Origin of the sequence: Kitasatospora sp. NPDC006697 (genome assembly GCF_042869935.1) — a bacterium.
Taxonomy (GTDB): domain Bacteria; phylum Actinomycetota; class Actinomycetes; order Streptomycetales; family Streptomycetaceae; genus Kitasatospora.
Genome location: NZ_JBIAGU010000033.1, coordinates 1 through 19,124, shown reverse-complemented (window position 1 = coordinate 19,124; position 19,124 = coordinate 1). Strand labels below are relative to the sequence as shown.

At 76.2% G+C, this 19,124-nt stretch carries 15 protein-coding genes, 1 tRNA gene and 1 pseudogene; 8 read left to right on the top strand and 9 right to left on the bottom strand.

Going from position 1 to position 19,124, the window contains the following annotated elements; genetic code table 11:
* Positions 1–164 precede the first annotated feature (164 nt).
* The 5 genes from ACFYNO_RS33335 to ACFYNO_RS33315 all read right to left on the bottom strand — a co-directional run bounded on the left by ACFYNO_RS33335 (position 165) and on the right by ACFYNO_RS33315 (position 4,949).
* Positions 165–238 (bottom strand) — tRNA-Met (locus ACFYNO_RS33335).
* 47 nt (positions 239–285) lie between these two features.
* Positions 286–1,242, bottom strand: coding sequence for a PrsW family intramembrane metalloprotease (locus tag ACFYNO_RS33330; protein ID WP_388021260.1), 957 nt, complete (start codon positions 1,240–1,242; stop codon positions 286–288).
* Between the two features lie 104 nt (positions 1,243–1,346).
* A complete protein-coding gene (gene trmB, locus ACFYNO_RS33325) occupies positions 1,347–2,189 on the bottom strand; it encodes a tRNA (guanosine(46)-N7)-methyltransferase TrmB (protein ID WP_388021258.1) in 843 nt (280 codons plus the stop codon).
* A 44-nt stretch (positions 2,190–2,233) separates the two neighbouring features.
* A complete protein-coding gene (gene lhgO / locus ACFYNO_RS33320; protein ID WP_388021256.1) occupies positions 2,234–3,478 on the bottom strand; it encodes an L-2-hydroxyglutarate oxidase in 1,245 nt (414 codons plus the stop codon).
* A gap of 43 nt (positions 3,479–3,521) precedes the next feature.
* On the bottom strand, positions 3,522–4,949 hold the full coding sequence (locus ACFYNO_RS33315; protein WP_388021254.1) for an MFS transporter: 1,428 nt from the start codon (positions 4,947–4,949) through the stop codon (positions 3,522–3,524).
* Positions 4,950–5,912: 963 nt separating this feature from the next.
* Between ACFYNO_RS33315 and ACFYNO_RS33310 the strand changes: the two genes are divergently transcribed.
* From ACFYNO_RS33310 to ACFYNO_RS33300, 3 genes are all read left to right on the top strand, one after another.
* Positions 5,913–8,171 (top strand): asparagine synthase-related protein, encoded by a 2,259-nt coding sequence (locus ACFYNO_RS33310; RefSeq protein WP_388021252.1) that lies wholly within the window; start codon positions 5,913–5,915, stop codon positions 8,169–8,171.
* 189 nt (positions 8,172–8,360) lie between these two features.
* Entirely contained in the window at positions 8,361–8,903 is a 543-nt protein-coding gene (locus tag ACFYNO_RS33305) for a universal stress protein (protein WP_388021250.1), read from the top strand.
* A gap of 124 nt (positions 8,904–9,027) precedes the next feature.
* Complete coding sequence (locus ACFYNO_RS33300) at positions 9,028–9,369, top strand: DoxX family protein (protein ID WP_388021248.1); 342 nt, start codon at positions 9,028–9,030, stop codon at positions 9,367–9,369.
* A 29-nt stretch (positions 9,370–9,398) separates the two neighbouring features.
* Here the strand turns inward: ACFYNO_RS33300 and ACFYNO_RS33295 are convergent, their stop codons facing one another.
* Positions 9,399–9,569: a hypothetical protein gene (locus ACFYNO_RS33295; protein WP_388021246.1), complete on the bottom strand. Its 171-nt coding sequence runs from the start codon at positions 9,567–9,569 to the stop codon at positions 9,399–9,401.
* A gap of 148 nt (positions 9,570–9,717) precedes the next feature.
* Here ACFYNO_RS33295 and ACFYNO_RS33290 point away from each other — a divergent pair, with 148 nt between their 5' ends.
* The 3 genes from ACFYNO_RS33290 to ACFYNO_RS33280 all read left to right on the top strand — a co-directional run bounded on the left by ACFYNO_RS33290 (position 9,718) and on the right by ACFYNO_RS33280 (position 12,004).
* The gene (locus ACFYNO_RS33290) at positions 9,718–10,452 is read left to right on the top strand and encodes a tyrosine-protein phosphatase (protein ID WP_388021245.1); all 735 of its coding nucleotides are present in this window, start codon (positions 9,718–9,720) and stop codon (positions 10,450–10,452) included.
* Between the two features lie 193 nt (positions 10,453–10,645).
* Complete coding sequence (locus ACFYNO_RS33285) at positions 10,646–11,236, top strand: hypothetical protein (RefSeq protein WP_388021243.1); 591 nt, start codon at positions 10,646–10,648, stop codon at positions 11,234–11,236.
* A gap of 75 nt (positions 11,237–11,311) precedes the next feature.
* Positions 11,312–12,004, top strand: a complete 693-nt coding sequence (locus tag ACFYNO_RS33280; RefSeq protein WP_388021241.1) for a DsbA family protein — start codon at positions 11,312–11,314, stop codon at positions 12,002–12,004.
* A gap of 61 nt (positions 12,005–12,065) precedes the next feature.
* Here ACFYNO_RS33280 and ACFYNO_RS33275 read toward each other — a convergent pair whose 3' ends face one another.
* Positions 12,066–14,264 carry a sigma-70 family RNA polymerase sigma factor gene (locus ACFYNO_RS33275; protein ID WP_388021239.1) on the bottom strand — a complete coding sequence of 733 codons (2,199 nt, stop codon included), beginning with the start codon at positions 14,262–14,264 and terminating at the stop codon, positions 12,066–12,068.
* Positions 14,265–14,635: 371 nt separating this feature from the next.
* Complete coding sequence (locus tag ACFYNO_RS33270) at positions 14,636–15,466, bottom strand: TetR/AcrR family transcriptional regulator (RefSeq protein ID WP_388021343.1); 831 nt, start codon at positions 15,464–15,466, stop codon at positions 14,636–14,638.
* A gap of 319 nt (positions 15,467–15,785) precedes the next feature.
* Between ACFYNO_RS33270 and ACFYNO_RS33265 the strand changes: the two genes are divergently transcribed.
* Together ACFYNO_RS33265 and ACFYNO_RS33260 are read left to right on the top strand one after the other, a co-directional pair.
* Positions 15,786–17,138 (top strand): NAD(P)/FAD-dependent oxidoreductase, encoded by a 1,353-nt coding sequence (locus ACFYNO_RS33265; RefSeq protein WP_388021237.1) that lies wholly within the window; start codon positions 15,786–15,788, stop codon positions 17,136–17,138.
* Positions 17,139–17,298: 160 nt separating this feature from the next.
* Positions 17,299–18,591: pseudogene (locus ACFYNO_RS33260) on the top strand (PP2C family protein-serine/threonine phosphatase); the annotation flags it as partial.
* A gap of 300 nt (positions 18,592–18,891) precedes the next feature.
* On the opposite strand, the gene ACFYNO_RS33255 reads toward ACFYNO_RS33260, so the two are convergent.
* Positions 18,892–19,124 (bottom strand): hypothetical protein (locus ACFYNO_RS33255; RefSeq protein ID WP_388021235.1); only part of this gene is annotated, 233 nt, incomplete at its 5' end.

Here is a 19,124-nt window from a genome sequence, read left to right as displayed (position 1 = left end):
GTCTTAGTACTCAACTCAGGATCACCTCCTTTCACTGTTCGACGCCCACCATAGGCAGCCGCCCGAGCGGGAGGCAAAGGATTTATCGCCGGGATTTCCGCGCCGGCCCCGGGAAAGGCCGAAGGCCCGGTGGACGATGTCCATCGGGCCTTCGTGCTACTGAGTAGCGGGGACAGGATTTGAACCTGCGACCTCTGGGTTATGAGCCCAGCGAGCTACCGAGCTGCTCCACCCCGCGTCGGTGAACACAACAGTACGCGATGCCGTCACGTAAGGGAAATCGATTCACCCCTGCCCCGGAACGGCGGCCCCGGCGGCGTGCCGGGGCAGGCCGCCGGGGCGGCTGCGGGCCCAGAGCGCCAGGCCGGCCAGAGCGGTGAAGCAGGGCACCATCAGCAGGGTGTAGACCGCCAGGAAGCCGTGGGTGCCGAGGCCCGCCGCCGCGTTCCAGCCGCCGTGCAGGGCGACCGCCGCCAGCCAGCCCGCCGGCGCGGCCAGCCGGGCCGTCCAGCGCCGGGCGCAGCCGAGCGAGACGGCCAGCCCCAGGCCGGTCAGCGCGGTGAACAGCGGATGGGCGAACGGGGTCAGCAGCGCCCGCAGCAGGAAGGCGTGCACGGTGTCGTCGTAGTCGCGCAGCGAGGGGGTCAGGCCCAGGCCGATCGAGTCCAGCCGTTGCTGCTGGTCGTCGGTGAAGGCCCGGCCCAGGTAGAGCACGTTCTCGGTGAAGGCGAACCCGCAGGCGGTGGTGCCGCCCAGCACCAGGCCGGCGGCGACCCGCCGGTGCCGCAGCCGGACCCGGGCCCGCGGCGACGGCCCGGTGCCCCGGCGCGGCCGCCGGCGCATCGGCAGCATCACGGCCAGCAGCACCAGGCCCTTGGCGGTCTCCTCGATCAGCGGGGTGGCGAGCTCCGCGCCCAGCGCCTGCCCGCGCTCGCTGCCCTGCGCGGCCACCAGCCAGGAGCCGGCCCAGCCGTTGGCCAGCAGTGCGATCAGGGTGGCGGCGCAGGAGCCCCAGGCCAGGCAGAGCGCCAGCCGGCGCAGCGGCAACCGGGCGCCCTGGTTCAGCCAGGTCAGCGCGGCCAGCACGAAGGGCACCGGGAGCACCGCCAGGCCCAGCCCCACCAGCAGCCCGGTGGTGCCGGTCTGCCGCTGGACCAGCCGCAGCAGCAGCACCGCGCAGCCGCCGAGCGCCAGGACCAGGGCGGCCCCGCCGGCGGTGCGGAGGCGGTGCGGGCGGCTCACCCGGAAAGCGTAGGCGAGGATCCCGCTTCCCGTCAGGGGTTCCTCGACGGTCGGTCGACCGCCCGTGACGGAGCGTCAGATCACGTTCGGTCGGGCGCCGCGGGTCAGACCTTGCGGAAGAGCAGGTCGTGCACCACGTGGCCCTTGGCCAGGCCGGCCCGCTCGAACTTGGTCACCGGGCGCCACGCGGGGCGCGGGGCGTAGCCGGGCACCGTGCCGTCCTCCTCACGGCCGTCGGTCCAGCCGCTGCCGTCGCCCTCCGGGTGCAGGTTGACCAGCTCGGGGCGGGCGGCCAGCACCTCGGCCATCTGCTCGGCGTACGGCTCCCAGTCGGTGGCGCAGTGCAGCAGCGCACCGGGCGCCAGCCGGGGCAGCACCAGGTCGAGGAAGCCGTGCTGGACCAGCCGGCGCTTGTGGTGCTTCGGCTTCGGCCACGGGTCGGCGAAGAAGATCCGCAGCCCGGCCAGCGAGGCGTCCGGCAGCATGTCGCGGATCAGGATGATCGCGTCGCCGGCGGCCAGCCGGACGTTCTGCGCGCCGCTCAGCTCCAGCAGGTTCAGCAGCGCGCCGTGGCCCGGGGTGTGCACGTCGGCAGCCAGGATGCCCATCGCCGGGTCGGCGGCGGCCATCGCGGCGGTGGTCTCGCCCATGCCGAAGCCGATCTCCAGGGTGACCGGCAGGCCGCCGAAGAGCTCGCCCAGGTCCAGCGGGGTGCCGTCGATCGCGACGCCCCAGCGCTCCCAGAGCCGGTCCAGCGCGCCGGCCTGCACCTGGGTCATCCGGCCGCGCCGGGGCTGGAAGGTGCGGATCCGGTGCTCGCGGTGCTGGGCCTCGGTGGCCTTGTGCGGGTACATCGGCGCCGGGTAGCCGGCCGGTGCCGCGGAGAGCCGTTCGGACGGGCGCGGCGCGGGCAGCTCGCTGGGGGAGGTGGAGGCAGTCGCAGTCACAATGCCGTCGAGTGTACGGGGGCCGGGCGCACCGCCCGAAGGCGTCACCGGGAGCCCGCGTCCAGTGCGGCCAGCGCCCGGCGGGCCACCTCGGCGCCGATCGGCAGCGAGGCGGTGGCGGCCGGCGACGGGGCGTTCAGCACGTGCACGGTGCGGCGCGGGGAGCGCGGGTCGGCCGGGTCGAAGCCGGCGAAGGCGAAGTCGTCCAGCAGCCCGCCCCGGACGTCCACCGCCTGGGCCCGCACCCCGGCGCCGGCCCGGACCAGGTCGTCCGGCCCGACGGCGGGCAGCAGCCGGCGCACCGCCCGGACGAAGGCGGGCTTGGAGAGCGAGCGGTGCAGCTCGCCCAGCTCGTACCGCCAGTGCCGGCGGGCCAGCCGCCAGGTGCCGGGGAACCGGACCGTGCCGGCCAGGTCGGTCAGGCTGACGGTGCGCCAGTCGTAGCCCTCCCGGGCCAGCGCCGGCACCGCGTTCGGGCCGACGTGGACGTCGCCGTGCACGCCCCGGGTCAGGTGCACGCCGAGGAACGGGAAGGCCGGGTCCGGCACCGGGTAGACCAGCCCGCGCACCAGGTCGCGGCGGTGCGGCGCCAGCTCGTAGTACTCGCCGCGGAACGGCACGATCCGCACCCCGGGCTCGTCGCCGGCCAGCCGGGCGATCCGGTCGCTCTGCAGGCCCGCGCAGTTCACCAGCACCGCGCAGCGCAGCTCGCGGCCGCCCGCCGTGCGCACCGTCACCCCGTCCGGGCGGCGGGCGATGCCGGTCACCCGGTGGCCGGTCAGCAGCTCGGCGCCGCGCTCGCCGGCCAGCCGGGCGTAGCAGCGGGCCACCTCGGCGAAGTCGCAGATCCCGGTGCCGGCCACCCAGAGCGCCCGCAGGCCGGCCACCTCCGGCTCCCGCTCGCGCAGCTGGGCCGGGGTCAGCTCCTCGACCGGGATGCCGTTGGCCCGGCCGCGCTCGGCCAGCGCCGCCAGCCGGGGCAGCTCGGCCGGCCGGGTGGCCACGATCGCCTTGCCGGTCACCTCGTGCGCCAGCCCGTGCTCGCGGCAGAACCGGACCATCGCCGCCGCGCCCTCGACCGCGAACCGGGCCTTGAGCGAGCCGGGCCGGTAGTAGACGCCGCTGTGGATCACGCCGCTGTTGCGGCCGGTCTGGTGGCGCGCCGGAGCGGCCTCCCGCTCCAGCACCGCGACCCGCAGCCCGGGCCGCTCGCCGACCAGCGCCCGGGCCGTCGCCAGGCCCACGATGCCGGCGCCGACCACCAGTACGTCGTAGCTCTCGTCCGCCATGCTGCGGATCGTGCCACGGTGCGCGGCGCCGCGTCAGTACCGCCTAGACGGGTGCCGCGAGCACCGAGCGGGCCCGTTCGGCCAGTTCGCGCACCCGCTGCTCGCCCTGGAACTGCTCCAGCCGGCGCAGCATCTCCAGCACGTACTCGCGGCTGCGCTGCGAGGAGATCCGGCCGGCCACCTCGACCGCCCGCTCGCCGGCCTCCACCGCCGCGTCCAGGTTGCCCGCCTCCGCCTCCGCCATCGCCGAGACCACCAGCCGCAGGCCGTGCGAGCGCACGAACCCCTCGGTCGGGCGGGCCAGCGCCTCCTGGGTGAACTGGCGCACCTTGGCGGGCATCCCGAGGTCGCGGAAGCACTCGGCGGCGTCGGCCGCGAGCCGGTCGTAGGCGTAGAAGTCGATCCACGCCGGATCGGGATCGCCGGGCCGGGAGCGCTCCAACGCGCCCTCGGCCGCCGTGAGCGCCGCCCCGCAGGCCGCCGGGTTGCCGGCCTTGGCCTGCGCCCGGGCCTCCACCAGGTGGAAGAAGCTCATCGTGCGGTTGGTGGCCAGCCCGCGGTTGCGCTCCAGCGCGGCCTGGGCCAGGTCCACCGCCTCCTCGGCGAAGCCCCGGTAGCAGGCCTGCAGGCTCATCGAGGCCAGCACGTAGCCGCCCAGCGGCACGTCGGCCGCCGCCCGGGCCAGCCGCAGCGCCTGGATGTAGTAGCGCTGGGCCGCCTCGTGCTGCCCGGTGTCGAAGGCCATCCAGCCCGCCAGCCTGGTCAGTTCGGCGGTCGCGCCGAACAGCGCCCGGCCCACCGTGTCGCTGTAGGAGGCGAGCAGCAGCGGCGCCGCCTCCTGTCGCAGGCACTCCGGCACCATCGAGGAACGCCAGTCTCCGCCACCGTACTTGGAGTCCCAGCGGCGGGCCTCCTGGGCCGCCTCGCGGAGCTTGGCGGCGTCCGACTGGCCGACCCGGCCGCGGGTGCCGGGGCGTGCGCCGGCGGGCTCCTCGCGGGCCACCGCGCTGTCCGCCGGGCTGATCAGCCAGCGCGAGACGGGGGTGGTGTAGGCGGCGGCCGAGAAGGTGCCGGCCAGCGTTTCGCTCCACCGGCCGCCGCCCGCGCCCCGGCGCAGCTCCAGGTCCACCCGCCACAGGTCGGTGGCCGAGCGGACCGCCTCCGCCACCTCGCGCGGGAAGGCCAGCCCGAGCTCGGGGGCCGGGTCGGTGCCGCCCAGGCCGATCTCGTCCAGCGGCACCGGGCGGCCCAGCTTGCCGCCGATGGCGGTGGCGATCAGGTGTGGCACGGGGCCCTGCGGCACCATGCCCTTGCTCACCCAGCGGGCCACCGAGGTTTTGTCGTAGCGCAGCGTCAGACCGCGCTGGGCGCCCAGGTCGTTGACCCGCCGGGCCAGGCCGGCGTTGCTTATCTGAGCCTGGGTCAGCAGGGTGCCGAGCCGCTCGTTCGGTCCTCGTGGGGTGGTGCTCATGCGACGGCCCCCTTGTTGGGTGTGCGCGCGGCGGCCCGATCGGTGGCACCTAGCGTAGTCGGCCGCGTTCCCAGGGTTAAGGGGAGATATTCCGGTTGGCGCGATCGCGCGCCCGGGGCGGCGGGGGCGCGGGTGCGGTGCGGGGCGGGCCGGGGGCCGGCCGGGGGTCGCCCGGGTGGCGGCGGCGGGGCGGCGGCGGGGTGGCGCTTGCTGACGATTCGTCAGGGGGAGCGCCGTGCTCCGGTCCCGTGTCGATGTGCGCCCACCTGTGCCCCCTGGTTCCACGGGCGTCCCGGCAGTTCGCTAGGGGCAGTGGGTCGGCCCGCCGTCGAGGACCCGGCGGGCCGGGGGATGCCGCTGCCTCAGTTCCCCGCGGGTGGTGGCGGAGGTCCGGGAGGGCATGCGGATGCCCTCCCGGGCTTTGCGCTACTTTCGGCCATTCCACGATGGCCGGGACCCGGCCGGGCCGCTGTCCGCAGCGGCGGGCCGCGAGCCCCCGGTGCGGGGCGCCAGGCGTCGTGCCGGGCGCCCGGGGGCCACCGCCGCCCGGGCCGCGGGCGCCGCGAATCGGACGCGCGGTGCCCGCGGCCGCGGCGGCGCAGGTGCCGGGGTGGCTGATTGCCGGTGGTGGTGGGGGTGTGTGGTTGCGGTGCCCGGGTGGCCCGTGGTGGGGGCGCCCCGCGCGGTGCCCCGGTGGCCCGCGCCCCGGGTTCTCGGGCGGTCGCCGGGTGCGGTTCGCCCCGGTGTGCCGCCCGCGCCGTGCGGCCCAGGGCGGGGAGGGGGAGCCCTGGTCCGCGCGGCATCCGAGCTGCGCCGGGGAACCGCCGCCGCCAACCCCCTCTCCCATACGCCCGATTCGCCCGCCGCGAGGTGGAATCACCCGACCTCCGCCGACCCGCCTCCCCCCGTCTGCCGCAGTGGCACGATGGTGCCCGGGAACCACGGGCACCAGGTGGAGGCGCGATGCGGTGGCTGGCTGGCTGGAGCGGCAGCGTGTCCCAGGCGCGGCCGCCGAAACCCGCCCTGCTGCGGGCCTGGGCCGACCGCGGCGCCCTCCCCGCCGCCACCGTGCAGGACGCCCTCGCCGCGCTCGCCGACGTCCGGCCGATCGCCGCCACCCCGCTCTGGGCCGGCCCCGATCCGCTCTGGGCGGTGGGTGACTGGCGCCCGGAGGAGATCCGGCAGTTCGTCCAGCGCCCCGGCGGCGAGCCGCCCCGGCCCGTCATCGGCACCGCCGACCTCGGCGCCGACACCGAGTCCACCGCCCGCCTGCTGGTGCTCGGCCACTGCGGCGCCGACGACCGGGAGCTGGCCGCCGGCCTGGCCGCCGCCCGCGGCGGCGCGGTGCGCCATCTGACGGCCTGGCCCGGCAGTTACACCGTCGTGCTGCGCCTGGGCACCCGCAGCACCCTGCTCCTCACGGACCTGGCCGGCCTGCAGCCCGTCTTCCACACCCCCTGGTGCGGCGGCACCGCCTACGCCACCGCCGGCCTGCCGCTCGCCGACCTGGTGGGCGCCGGGGTGGACACCGGCCACCTCGCCGCGGCACTGGCCTGCCCGGAGTCCGCCGAGGCGATCGGCACCAGCACCCCGTACGCCGGCGTGCACCGGGTGCCGCCCGGCCACGCCCTGGCGATCCGCGGCGGACTGCCGCAGCTGCACTGCTACGACGACGAGGGCACTCCCGGCAGCGGCCCGCTCCCGGGCGGCGAGGCGGCGGCGGTACGGGAGTTGACCCGCACCCTGCTGGAGGCGGTGCGGCTCCGGGTCCGCCTCGCGCCCGGTGCCGCCCCCGGGGAGGACCGGCCGCGGATCGGCGCCGACCTCTCCTACGGGACCGCCTCCACGGCCGTCGCGCTGCTCGCCGCCGCCGTCCCGATCACCACCGCGGGCACTGCGCCGGCCCTGGCCCCGACTCCCGTCGTCCCGGCCCCGCGGCGCAGCGGCGCCACCAAGGGCTCCTGGACCCGCCCGGAGCCCGCCGCCGGCACGGCCCTGCCCGAACTGCTCGCCGCCGTCACCTCGCACGAGTCCCCGCGCCCGGCCCCCGAGCCCCCGCCGGACGGCGGCCGGCCCCGGCTGCGGCACACCGTGCTGCCCACCGAGGCACAGCACCTGCCGTACGCGGAACTGACCGACGACCCGCTGGGCGGCCCGCTCACCGACGCGCCGGGGCGGGCCCTGGTGACGGCGGCCGGCACCGCCGCCCGGCTCGGCGCGGGCGGCGCGGACCACCTGACGGGGCACGGCGCGCGCCAGGTGCTGGACGGCCACCCGGCCCGGCTCGCCGACCTGATCCGGGACGGGCGGCCGCGCGAACTGCTGCCCCCGGTGGCCGCGTTGGCGGGGGCTGACCGGGCGCTGACCGGCACCTTCAGCGATGCGCTGCGGACCCCGGTCACGGTGCTGCGGGCCGCGCGCCGGCTGGCCCGGGTGCGGTACGCGGAGGCGCTGGACGACGCGGCGGTGCGGCTGACGGCCCGTCACGGCGGCGCGCGCCGGGGCAACCGCCCGGGCGCGCGCTACACCATGGGCGCCCACTCGGCGGCCGACCTCGCTTGGGTGGTGCCGGGGCCGGCCGCCCGCTGGCTCTCCGACGACGCGCTCTCCGCCGTCGCCCAGCGGCTGCGGCTGGCGGCCCGGGGGCCGGAGCCGCTGCTCGCCCCGGGCGCGCACCGGGCCCGGCTGGCGCTGCACCACCACGCGGCGGGGTACCGCATCCTGCTGCAGGTGGCGGAGCAGCACGGGCAGCGGGTGCACGCGCCGTTCTTCGACAACCGGGTGATCCGGGCGGCCCGGCTGCTCCCGGCCGACCTGCGCCTGCAGCCGGGCGCCCGGCACGCGCTGCTCCGCTCGGTGCTCACCGGCGCGGGGCGCACCGACCTCCCGCCCGACTGGGGGCGCGCCGCCCGCCCGGACCGGGCCGGGGCCGCCCGCCTGGGCCTGCGCCGGGCGGCCGGCGCCCTCGCCGACCTGTTCCGCGCCCCGCTCCTCGCCGAGGCGGGGCTGATCGACCTCCCGGCCGTCCACCGCGCCCTCGGCACGGCCACCGACCCGTACGGCGACCTGCCCCCGGGCGCCCTCGACGGCCTCGCCGACCTGATCGCCACCGAACTCTGGCTCCGCCGCTTCACGGCCCGCCACACGGGCACCTGCTGGACCGGCCTGCCGGCGCCGCAGCGGCATGCGCTGGCGATGGCGGGGGGCGGGGGCGGGGCGTGAGCCGGGGCGGTGGCCGGCGCGGCATGCGGCAGGTCCGCCGGGCGGCGTCGCACCCTCCTGCCGTGAACCCTCGGCCATGCCCCGGGACCCCTCGCCGTCCGCTCCCCGCCACGGCGTGCCGTCGCCCCCCGGGCTTCCCGGCCGCCGATCATGGCGGGAGCGGCTACCCGACTCCCTAAGGCGGCTCCCGTGACCACGCTCGACCCGGTTCCGCCACCCACCCCCACCCCCACCCCCGCCACCGCCGAGCGCCCGGTGCGCCAGGGCCTCCCGACGCCGCCGCCCGGCGTCCTGGCCGCCTGCGACGGGTCGGACGGCTCGCTCTGGGCACTGGACCGGGCGATGACCGAGGCGGAGCACCACGGCCTCCCGCTCTACGTCCTCGGTGTGGTGAACCCGGCCCCCGGCGGCGCCTACCCGCCGGGGATGGCCGAGCTGGTCCGGGAGAGCATCGACCGCCTCACCGAGAGCATGGCCGACGGCCTCCGCCGCGCCGTCCACGCCGTGGAGCGCGCGAGGCAGCGGCCGTACACGGCCGCGTGCACCCTCTACGTCGCCCAGGGCCGCGCGATCGAGCAGCTGCTGCAGGGCGCGGTGGGCCAGCACACCCTGGTGCTGGGCGCCCGGGGCAACGGGGCGTTCAGCCGGCTGCTGCTGGGCTCGGTGAGCTCGGCGGCCGTCCACCACGCGCCCTGTCCGGTACTGGTGGTTCCGGCTCCTCCCGCGCGCTAGGAAGTCGGCTGGGCCGGCGTCCGAAAAAACTTCGCGCCTCCGGTCACGTTCCCGCGCTCCCCGGGGTCATCGCAGTGAGGCCGCATCGAGCGGCCCACCGCGAACCACAGAGGGAGCCCCCGTCATGTCCATCGCCTACACCGTCACCAGCGTTCTCGGCGCCGCCATGGTCGGCTTCTCCGCCTACGCCATCTTCAGCCGCGCCGAGTTCGTGGTGAAGCCGCTCGCCGACTACGGCGTCCCCCGCAGCTGGTGGACCGGGCTGGGGGTGCTCAAGGCGGCCGGCGCCCTGGGGCTGCTGATCGGGCTCTTCGTGCCGCTGATCGGCATCGCCGCCGCGATCGGCATCGTGCTCTACTTCACCGGCGCCGTGGTCACCATCATCCGGGCCCGCTCCTACGCCCACATCCCGTTCCCGCTGATCTACCTCGCGCCCGCCGCCGTTGCGCTGGCCCTGGCCGCCTGACCCGGCGTCAGCCGGATGGCCGTGCGACCTCAGCCGCCGCCCCGCACCGCCGGCCGGACCAGGTGCACCACCCGCAGGTACCGCCCCGCCTGCCGCCGGTCGATGCCGTACACCAGCGGCCTGGCGAGCCTGCCGAACAGCGCGTCGGCCACCTCGCGGCGTGGTCGCCGCCGGCGCCGCCGGGGCCGCGAAGCGGGCATCCGCCCAGGCGGCGGCCGGCGCCCCTCGCGCGATCGATCCCGCCGGCTCCCGGACCTCGCAGCCCTCCACGCCCGGGGGAACGCCGGGGGCCGGTCCCCGCGTTCCCCCGACGTCGTCCAAGATCCACGAGCGCCCAGGGGGACCGCCATGGAACGCCACCACTCCTTCGACCGCCTGCACAACTTCCGCGACCTCGGCGGCTACCGGGCCGCCGACGGCCGCACCGTCCGCTGGGCCGCGCTCTACCGCTCGGACTCGCTCGGCAAGCTGCGCGGCTCGGCGGCGGACTGGGAGAAGTTCCTCGCCCTCGGCATCCGCACCGTGATCGACCTGCGCTACCCGTGGGAGATCGCCCGCAGCGGCCGGGTGCCCGAGCACCCGTCGCTCGCCTTCCACAACCTGAGCATCGAGCACCGCCCGTACGACCAGGCGGCGCAGGGGCCCGAGGTCGCGATCGGCCCGTTCCTGGCGGGAAAGTACGCGGAGGTCGCGGAGGACGGCACGGCGGAGATCCGCGCGGCACTGGACGTGATCGCGCAGAGCGACGGGCCGGTGGTCTTCCACTGCCAGTCGGGCAAGGACCGCACGGGACTGATCGCGCTGCTGGTGCTGACCCTGCTGGGGGTGGGGGAGGAGGACATCGTGGCCGACTACGCATTGACGGAATCGGCCACGGACCGCCTGGTGGCCGAATGGCAGGCCAACTATCCGCACCTGACGATGAACTGGCCCGGATACGGGCGGGCACCGGCGGAGGTGCTGCAATTGGCGATCGCCGGAATGCGGGAGCGGTACGGCTCGGTGGCGGGATATGCGGGGGAGCGGTTGGGAGTGGACACGGCGATGGTCGAGCGTCTGCGGGGGCGCCTTCTGGAGGGGTAGGCGGAATTCCGCACCGGGAATTCGGCTTCGGCCATTCCCGGCACCGTCTCCCCTTCGCGGGGGAAGTCGTCCCCGCCGACTTCCCCCGTCGAGGGGACCCGCTCCCTCCCCCAGACGGACGGCCGGCGCCCGCCCGATCGGAAGGGTGGAACCACCGGAGGCGCCCAGCCCCCGACCACCGCCAGGAGCACCGATGACCCTCCGCACCGCCCTGACCGCCGCCGCCCTCTCCGCCTTCGCGCTCGCCGCGGCGGTCGGCACCCCGGGCTCCGCCACCGCCGCGCCCGCACCCACCGCCTACCACCAGCACCCACTGAGCGTGCGCGGCTTCGCCCGGCTCGACGTCCAGGGGCCGGTGCCGATCCCGACCCAGCTGCTCACCCTGGGCGTGGACGCGCACACGCCGGGGCAGCCCGAGGCGGCGCGCGGCCACGCGACCATGCAGCACGTCTTCTACTCCCCGGACGGGAGCTGGCAGGGGACCATCCGGGTGGAGCTGGCCGTCGACTGCCTGACCGAGGCCGACGGCACCACCGTGCTCACCGGCACCGCCGAATCCGTCTCGGTCACCGGGGCCGGCCAGACCATCCCGCCCGCGCGAGCCGACTGGCACCCGGAGATCGCCCTGAGCTTCCACCAGGACGCCGACGGCCACCCCCGGGTCGGCTACTCGGGCGTCCCGCGGTACGGCGACCCCACGGCCCCGCCGGTCGCCACCCGCTGCGGGACCCCGGTCGGCGGCCCGTCGGACCTCTTCCTGGTGTCGGGCGGCTTCCGGGGATGAGGGAATAGCCGCGCGGACGAATTGGTTGAATCTTCACGTTCACCCCGCGCCCCATCACGACAGGAAGCCAGTCCCATGAAGGTCGAGATCTACTCGGACATCGCCTGCCCCTGGTGCTACATCGGCAAGCGCCGCTTCGACGAGGCGCTGGGCCGGTTCGACGGGGAGGTCGAGGTGGTCTACCGGCCGTACCAGCTGGTCCCCGACGCGCCCGCCACCGCCAGCCCGCACCGGGCCTGGCTCGCGGAGCGCTACGGTCCGCAGTCGCGGGCGATGGACGACCGGGTGACGGAGCTGGGCCGCACGGTCGGCATCTCGTACGACTTCGACGCCGCGCTGCACGCCAACACCTTCCTCGGCCACCGGCTGCTGCACCTGGCCGAGACGGAGTACGGGTCCGCGGTGCAGGGGCAGCTGAAGGAGGCGCTGCTCAAGGCGCACTTCTCCGACGGGGTGGACGTGGGCGACCGCGCCGCGCTGACCGAGGTCGCGGTGGCGGCCGGGCTGGACCGGCAGCGGGTCGCCGGCTACCTGGCGGGCGAGGAGGGCGCCGAGGAGGTCCGCGCGCAGCTGGCCGAGGCCCGCGAGCTGGGCATCTCCGCCGTGCCGACCTTCGTCTTCGAGGGCCGCTGGGCGGTGCAGGGCGGCCAGGAGACCGAGACCTTCCTCAAGGTGCTGGAGCAGGTCGCCGCCGAGACCGCGCAGGAAGTCGGCCCGGCCGGCGCCGAGGGCGGCGAGGCCTGCGCCGACGGGGCCTGCGCGATCTGAGGGTGACGACCGGGCGAGGGCGTCGGGTGCCGAAGCGCTCCGGCGCCCTCGCCCTTTCCCGTCAGCAGCTGAACCGCGCGTCCGCCCAGTCCGCCAGGTTCCCCGCCGACCAGACGCCGTCCAGCGGGGTGACCGCCAGCTCGATCCGCTGCTGCCCGGCCAGCGACAGGTGCACCGGCACCCCCGCCTGCCCCGAGCGCAGCGGGGCGGAGCTCCACAGGGTGGTGCCCGATCCGTCCCGGACGCTGAACCGGAACCGCCCCGGCGCGAACGAGAAGTCGTCCAGGCCGACCGTGGCGTCATAGCTGCTGCAACTGCGGTTGAGGTCGACGGTGACCACCGCCGGCGCGTGCACCGAGATGCCGCGCTTGTAGGCGGAGCCGCCGATCAGCAGGCCGTCGCGCTGCAGCAGCCAGTCGCTGTTGCGGCGGTCGATGGTCGGGCCGGGCGGCGGGACCCGGTCCGACTTCTTGGAGAACGGCAGCGAGTCCACCCAGAAGCTGGAGAGGGGCGGGGGCGGCGCGCCCTGGGTCGGCACTTCGGTCGGGACCGGCGGCGTCGGGATCTCGGTCGGCACGCTCGGCGGCGAGAAGCTGGGCACCGGCGGCGTGGGCACCACGATCTCCGGCACCGTCGGCACGGGAGCCGGCGGGGCCGGCGACGGCGTGGGCGAGGGCCGCGGGGTGCTCGCACGAGGAGTCGGCGGCTTCGGCTTCGGCGGCGGAGGCGCCGCCGGGGCATGGGTGTGCGCGGGCGTGGGGGAGGGCGTCGGCGAGGGCGGCGGCGGGGTGGGCGAGGGCGCCGGGGGCGGCGGCACCGGCGCGGGCGCGGCCGAGGAGGCCGGCGGCGCCGACGGCGGCGCGGAGCTGGGCACGGGCGCGGCCACCGGCGGCTTCGGCTCGGGGCTCCCGGTCAGCGCATAGGCGACGGCGGCCACGGCGGCCACCGCGACGGCCGCCGCCACGGCGGCCTTGCCCACCGTGCCGAGCCCCTCACCGGCAACCCCGGCCGCCCCGCCCGACGCACCGCCACCGGCGGCGCCGCTCCCGGCAGCGCCGGCACCCGCGGCACCCGCCGCGCCACCGGCGGCACCCGCCGCACCCCCCGTCGTGGTCGCCGCGGCCGCCGCCCCGCCGGCCGCCGCACCCCCCGCCACCGCACCGGCCCCGACCGCCGCCGCGAACGCCGAGAACGCCCCCGCCCCGATCCACACCAGCACCCCGCCCGGCAGCAGCAGCCGCAGCGCGTGGTTGATGTCCACCAGCTCCAGCAGCGCCGCCGTGCACTTGTCGCACTCCCGCAGGTGGTCCCCCACCTCGGTGGCCGCCCGCTTGCGCAGCGACCCCCGGGCGTACTGCCCGAGACGGTTGGCGTACTCCTCGCACCCCTGCTCCTGGGTGCCCGAGACGTGCGCCTGGAGGAAGGCGGCCGCCAGCCGGGAGCGTGCCCGGTGCGCCTGCACCGCCGTGGCGTTGGCGGTCTTGCCGAGCATCACCGCCACGGTCTTCGGCGACTCCTGCTCCACCTCGGTGTGCCAGAGCAGCACCCGGTCGTCCTCGGGCAGCTCGACGAAGGCCTGCATCACCATCCGGCGGTCGGCCATCGCCATCGCCCAGGCGTCGGCGCCCGGGTCGGCCAGCTCGAAGTCGATCGCGGCGGCCGCGGCCGACTGCTCGAACGCGCCGAAGTCGTCGATCAGCTGTTCCCGGCGCTCGCTGCGGGTCCAGGCGGCGGCCACGTTGCGCACGGCCGTCAGCAGGTAGGCGCGGACCGCGAACTCCGGCCCCTTGCCGGCCTTCAGCGCCTGCAGGGTGCGGGCGAACACCTCGCCGGCCAGGTCCTCGGCGGTGAAGCTGTCCCGGCAGCAGGTCCGGGCGTAGCGGCGCACCGCCTCGACGTGCCGGCGGTAGATCTCCTCGTAGGCGGTGTCGTCGCCGGCCCGCACCAGGGCCGTCAACTCGGCGTCGGAGGGCGGCCGGTCGCCGTCCACCGGATCGGCCGGCGGCGGCACCTTGCCGAGCGGCACCGGCACCTCGACCTCGGCCGAGTGCGGCTCGCCGCCGGCGCTGCGCTGGGCCACGAACGCCTCGGGGGTCACCCCGCCCTGCCCGGCCACGGCCTGGCCCGGCACCCGGGGCGGGCTTTCGGGCACCTGGCCGAGCGACTCCCGCACCGGCGCGCCGCCCTGGCCGGGCACCTGCCCGGTCGCGGCCTCGGCGCCCGGTTCGGCGCTGCGCTCGTTCTGCTCCTCGGCACTCATGCGTCCGCCTCGCCCGATCCGCCAGTCCACCCGTCGCGTGGCACCGGACGGCGCTGCGCGCACGCGGAGCGCACAACCTGCCCCGGCCCATGCCTCGATGCGCCGCCGGGAACGGCACGCACCGGGACAATGGCTCCAACCACGGGCAAAGGATGGCATAGCGGCGCGGAGCCCGGAAGCCGTCGGCGGCCCGACCCACTCTTTGGGGGAAGCGTCCGAGCATCCTTTCGCCCGCTCCGGCGCAGCGAGTTGACGCGGGTTGACGTCCGGAGCGCCGTCAGCACGCCCCGGCGCCCACCAGCATCCCGCGGCGTCGGCCCGGCCGACGCCGCGGGTCCCCACTCCAGCCGTTCCCGCCGGTCAGCGTCCCGTCAGGCGGCGCGCAGCCCGTCCAGCAGGATCTGCAGCAGCCGCTCACCCGGGTCGGCGCCCTCCCGCCCGGCCGTCCGGCCGATCGAGGGCGGCACCGCCGCGGTCAGCACCAGCACGATCTCCGACACCGTGACCCCGGCCCGCAGTTCGCCCGCCGCCGCGGCCCGGGCGACCAGCGCCGCCAGCAGCTGCAGCAGCAGCCGCGGGTCCGCGTGCGGGGTGCCCGAAGCGCCGGCCGTGCCGTCGAACCGGCCCGCCTCGGCCGTCGGGGCGCCCGGCCCGTACCCGTAGCCGAACCCCTCGGCGGCGGGCCGCTGCTCCGGTACCCGGGCCAGCTCCTCGGCGTAGCCGAAGGCCTCCGGCGGCAGCAGCCGGCCCGCGCCGGTGCCCACCGCGTTGGCCAGGTAGCCGGCCAGCGCCTCCCAGGGCCCGGCCGGTCCGTACAGCGCCTCCCGGGCCCTGGCCGTCAGCCAGGCCACCTCCTCGGCGGCGATCCGCTGGACCAGCACCTCCTTGCTCGGGAAGCGCCGGTAGACCGTGCCCACGCCGACCCCGGCGCGCCGGGCCACCTCTTCCATCGGTGCGTCGTAGCCGAGTTCGCCGAAGACCTCGCGAGCTGCCCGCAGCACGCTCTCCAGGTTCCGCCTGGCGTCCACCCGCAGGCGGGTGGACCGGCGCTCCTCGGCCTGGCCCGGCCCGGGTTCGCTCCCCGGTCCGGGAGCGGTCGGCGGTTCCGCCAGGCGCTGCTCGGGCAGCCGCTGCTCCGGCACCGTACAGGCACCCGGACCGGCCTGCGGCGTCGCCGGGTCCAGCAAGTGATCCTGTGTCATCATCCCCAACCCTCCCCCGGAGGAGCGTGTTCCGGGCTCCTGGTGCGTAGTCGTCGCGGCCGCCCGTGACCAGCACACGGGTGTCCGGCCCCAGCGCCCGGCCCCCGTGCCGGGCCCGCACGGCCCGCGCCGCATCCGAGCAGGGATCATCCGCGGACTACCCTTCCCCGTTTGAGCGTGGGACAGTCGGGCTGGTCGGCCAACGGTAAATCAGGCCGTAATGGATTCACCACCCGGGGTGACGGTTCAGCGGTGCGCGGTGGGGTGAATCCGGTCCGATGTGTGGACAAGACCCCTCTCCACAGGGCGTCATGGTTGCGTGAACCAGGTCACGTCGACAGGGGGTGGCACCATCCGGATCCTGATCGTGGGCGGTGGCTGCGCCGGGCTGACCGCGGCCCGGCGGCTCCAGCGGGAACTGCGGGACGAGCTGCGGTCCGGTCGGGCCGAGATCACCCTGGTCGAGGCCGCACCTTACCTGACGTACCGTCCGCTGCTGCCCGAGGTGGCCGCCGGCTCGATCGACCCGCGACACGTGGTGGTGCCGCTGCGCCGGGAGCTGCCCGGCTGCCGGGTGCTGACCGGGCGGATCGCCCGGGTGGACCACGGCCGCCGACTCGCCTGGCTCGCCCCGCAGGACGGCGTGACCGTCGAACTCCCGTACGACGAAGTCATCTTGACCGTCGGCTCGATCTCCCGCACCGCCCCGGTGCCCGGCCTCGCCGAGCACGGCCGGGGCTTCGAGACGGTCGCCGAGGCGGTCGCCCTGCGCAACCACGTGCTGGACCAGCTCGACCTCGCCTCCTCCACCCGTGATCCGGAGCTGCAGCAGGCCGCCCTCACCTTCGTCTTCGTCGGCGGCGGCTACGCGGGCGTCGGCGCGCTCGCCGAGCTCGCCGACATGGCCCGCGACGCGCTCCGCGGCTACCCCACCATCCAGCCGGAGGACCTGCGCTGGGTGCTGGTCGAGGCCGGCCCCGGCATCCTCGCCGAGGCCGAGCCCGAGCTCGCCGCGCACGCCCTGGGCCTGCTGCGGGACCGGAACATCGACGTCCGGCTGAAGACCACTCTGGAGTCGGCCCAGGACGGCTTGATGCTGCTCTCCGACGGCAGCAAGTTCGCCGCCCGCACCCTGGTCTGGACGGCCGGCGTGCGCCCGGCCCCGGTGCTGGCCGCCACCGACCTGCCGCTGGACCGCGACGGCCGGGTGCGCTGCCTGCCCACCCTGCAGGCCGTCCAGCCGGACGGCACCCCGCTGCCCGGCGCCTGGGCGGCCGGTGACTGCGCCGCCGTCCCCGAGGGCCCGGCCGGCCAGTGCCGGCCCAATGCGCAGCACGCCTTCGCCCAGGCCGAGCTGCTGGCCGGCAACCTGCTCGCGGTGCGGGCCGGCGGCCCGCCGCAGCCGTACCGGGCCCCGCAGACCGAGGCCTCCGCCTCGCTCGGCCCGTACCGCGCGGTGGCGCGCAGCCGCGGCCGCAGCCTCACCGGCCGGCGCGCCTGGCTGCTGCACCGGGCCCGCACCCTGCGCCGGCTGCCCAGCGCCGACCGGCGGGTGCGGGTGCTGGCGGACTGGCTGCTCGGCGGCCTCTTCGCCCGGGAGCCCGTCTCGCTCGGCTCGCTGGAGCACCCGCGCGCCGAGTTCCGGGCCGCCGCCCGCGACCCGGAGGATTAGTGCGGCAGCGCGCACTCGACGTGCCGTACAACACGACCAACACACGTACGACTTCCGGAACCACCGGTTCACCTGACAGGATCTGCGTGACACCCCCTCACGGCCTGTGTGCACACCAGTACGAGCCGTGACGGAACCTCCCGAGGAAAGCGACGGACGGTTGAACCTTCAGCGCTGGAGTGCGCGGCTCACCGGAACGCCGTGGCGTGTCGCACCGCCCAAGGACGACCAGGTCGCCCTGCCCGGGCCGCGCGACCCGCTCGGCCATGCCGGCCTGCCCGGGCCCGACCAGCTGCTGGAACTGCACGAGCTCTACGACCTGCGCGACGTGCTCGGCCGGCTGCCCGCCCCCGTGGTGATCACCTACGGCACCCGGCACCGTCTCGGCTACGCCAACGACGCCTACCGCGAGCTGTTCGGCACCCCCGCCAACGGCCGGCCGGCGGAGGAGGCGCTGCCGGAGCTGGACGGCCTCGGCCTGCTGCCCCTGCTCGACCAGGTGCTGCGCTCCGGGCGCGGCCGCAGCGTCAAGGCCCGGAGCGTCACCGACCCCGCCGACCCCGCCCGCACCCGCTGCTTCAACGTCTCCTGCGTCCCCCTGCACTCCACCGGACGGGTGATCACCCGGGACGGCCAGCCGCCCGCGGTCGGTGTGCTGGTCTTCGCCGTCGAGGTGACCGACCAGATGGCCGTCGCCTCCCGGCTGCGCGAGGCCGAGCGCCGCCAGCGCGAGGCCGCCGTCACCCTGCAGCGCAGCCTGCTCCCGCAGAAGCTCGAACAGCCGGCCGACCTCCGGGTCGCCGCCACCTACCAGCCCGGCGGCGCCGACGCGGCGGTCGGCGGCGACTGGTACGACGTGATCGGCCTGCGCGGCGGCCGCACCGCCCTGGTGATCGGCGACGTGATGGGCCGCGGCCTGCGGGCCGCCGCCGTCATGGGCCAGCTGCGCACCGCCGTGCGCGCCTACGCCCGGCTCGACCTGCCGCCGCACCAGGTGATGAGCCTGCTCGACGGCATCGCCATGGAGATCGACGCCAACCAGATCGCCACCTGCGTCTACGCCGTCTACGAGGCACCTCCCGGCCCACCGGACGGCGGCCGCCCCGGCACCCTCACCTACGCCTCGGCCGGCCACCTGCCGCTGATGCTCCGCACTCCCGACGGCACCGTGCTCCAGGGCGAGCAGCAGAACGGCCCGCCGCTCGGCACCGGCGGCGGCACCCACACCTCCCACACCCTGCGCCTGCTCCCCGGCACCGCCGGTGTCCTCTACACCGACGGACTGGTGGAGCGCCGCGACCAGGACATCGACGAGGGCCTCGGGCTGCTCTCCCGCACCCTGGCCGGCGCGGTCGGCTCGCCCGAGGTGGTCTGCGCCCGGCTGCTCCGGGCGATGGGCGTGACGGCCGAGCACGACGACGACGTGGCCGTGCTCGCCTTCCAGCTGCCCGCCGCCGAGCCCACCGTGCCGGCCCAGGGGCGCCTCACCTCGGCGGTTGACTCGGAGCTCGGAGAGGTCTAGTGTTCTTCGAGCTGCCCGTCAGGGAGCACCGGACGCGCGCTCTGTGCGGACGGTCCCGGGTGCAGCCACTCTCCTGAAAGAACCCTCACGGCAAGATCGTCGGCTCCGTGTGTGCTGCTTTTCGCACATATTAGGGGCGGGCTTGTTTTGCTGTGCCGGAATTCGGGCGAGGAGCACGGATTCGCTTTTCGGAGCGGAGCTGAGCTAGAGTTCAACTCGTCGGACGGGCCGTCAGGTCCGGTACGGCGAAGGCCTCCTGAGGAGGCCGAAGTGGTGCGGAAGGCCTGGTAAGGTTGGAAACACCGAGAGCGAGTCGGAAAAAGCCGCGAGGCGGATCTGATAAGCTCGAAGAGAAGAAAGAACGAAGCGCCCGGAGGGTCCGCTGGAAAGCGGCTCGAAGGAAGTGTCCGTTCCTTGAGAACTCAACAGCGTGCCAAAAGTCAACGCCAGATATGTTGACATCC

Bases quoted from the DNA above. Each gene is read 5' to 3' on its own strand.
- ACFYNO_RS33275 (WP_388021239.1), bottom strand. From the start codon at position 14,264: ATGAGTGCCGAGGAGCAGAACGAGCGCAGCGCCGAACCGGGCGCCGAG.
- ACFYNO_RS33285 (WP_388021243.1), top strand. From the start codon at position 10,646: ATGACCCTCCGCACCGCCCTGACCGCCGCCGCCCTCTCCGCCTTCGCG.
- ACFYNO_RS33300 (WP_388021248.1), top strand. From the start codon at position 9,028: ATGTCCATCGCCTACACCGTCACCAGCGTTCTCGGCGCCGCCATGGTC.
- lhgO (WP_388021256.1), bottom strand. From the start codon at position 3,478: ATGGCGGACGAGAGCTACGACGTACTGGTGGTCGGCGCCGGCATCGTG.
- ACFYNO_RS33280 (WP_388021241.1), top strand. From the start codon at position 11,312: ATGAAGGTCGAGATCTACTCGGACATCGCCTGCCCCTGGTGCTACATC.
- ACFYNO_RS33295 (WP_388021246.1), bottom strand. From the start codon at position 9,569: ATGCCCGCTTCGCGGCCCCGGCGGCGCCGGCGGCGACCACGCCGCGAG.
- ACFYNO_RS33290 (WP_388021245.1), top strand. From the start codon at position 9,718: ATGGAACGCCACCACTCCTTCGACCGCCTGCACAACTTCCGCGACCTC.
- ACFYNO_RS33315 (WP_388021254.1), bottom strand. From the start codon at position 4,949: ATGAGCACCACCCCACGAGGACCGAACGAGCGGCTCGGCACCCTGCTG.
- ACFYNO_RS33310 (WP_388021252.1), top strand. From the start codon at position 5,913: ATGCGGTGGCTGGCTGGCTGGAGCGGCAGCGTGTCCCAGGCGCGGCCG.
- ACFYNO_RS33270 (WP_388021343.1), bottom strand. From the start codon at position 15,466: ATGACACAGGATCACTTGCTGGACCCGGCGACGCCGCAGGCCGGTCCG.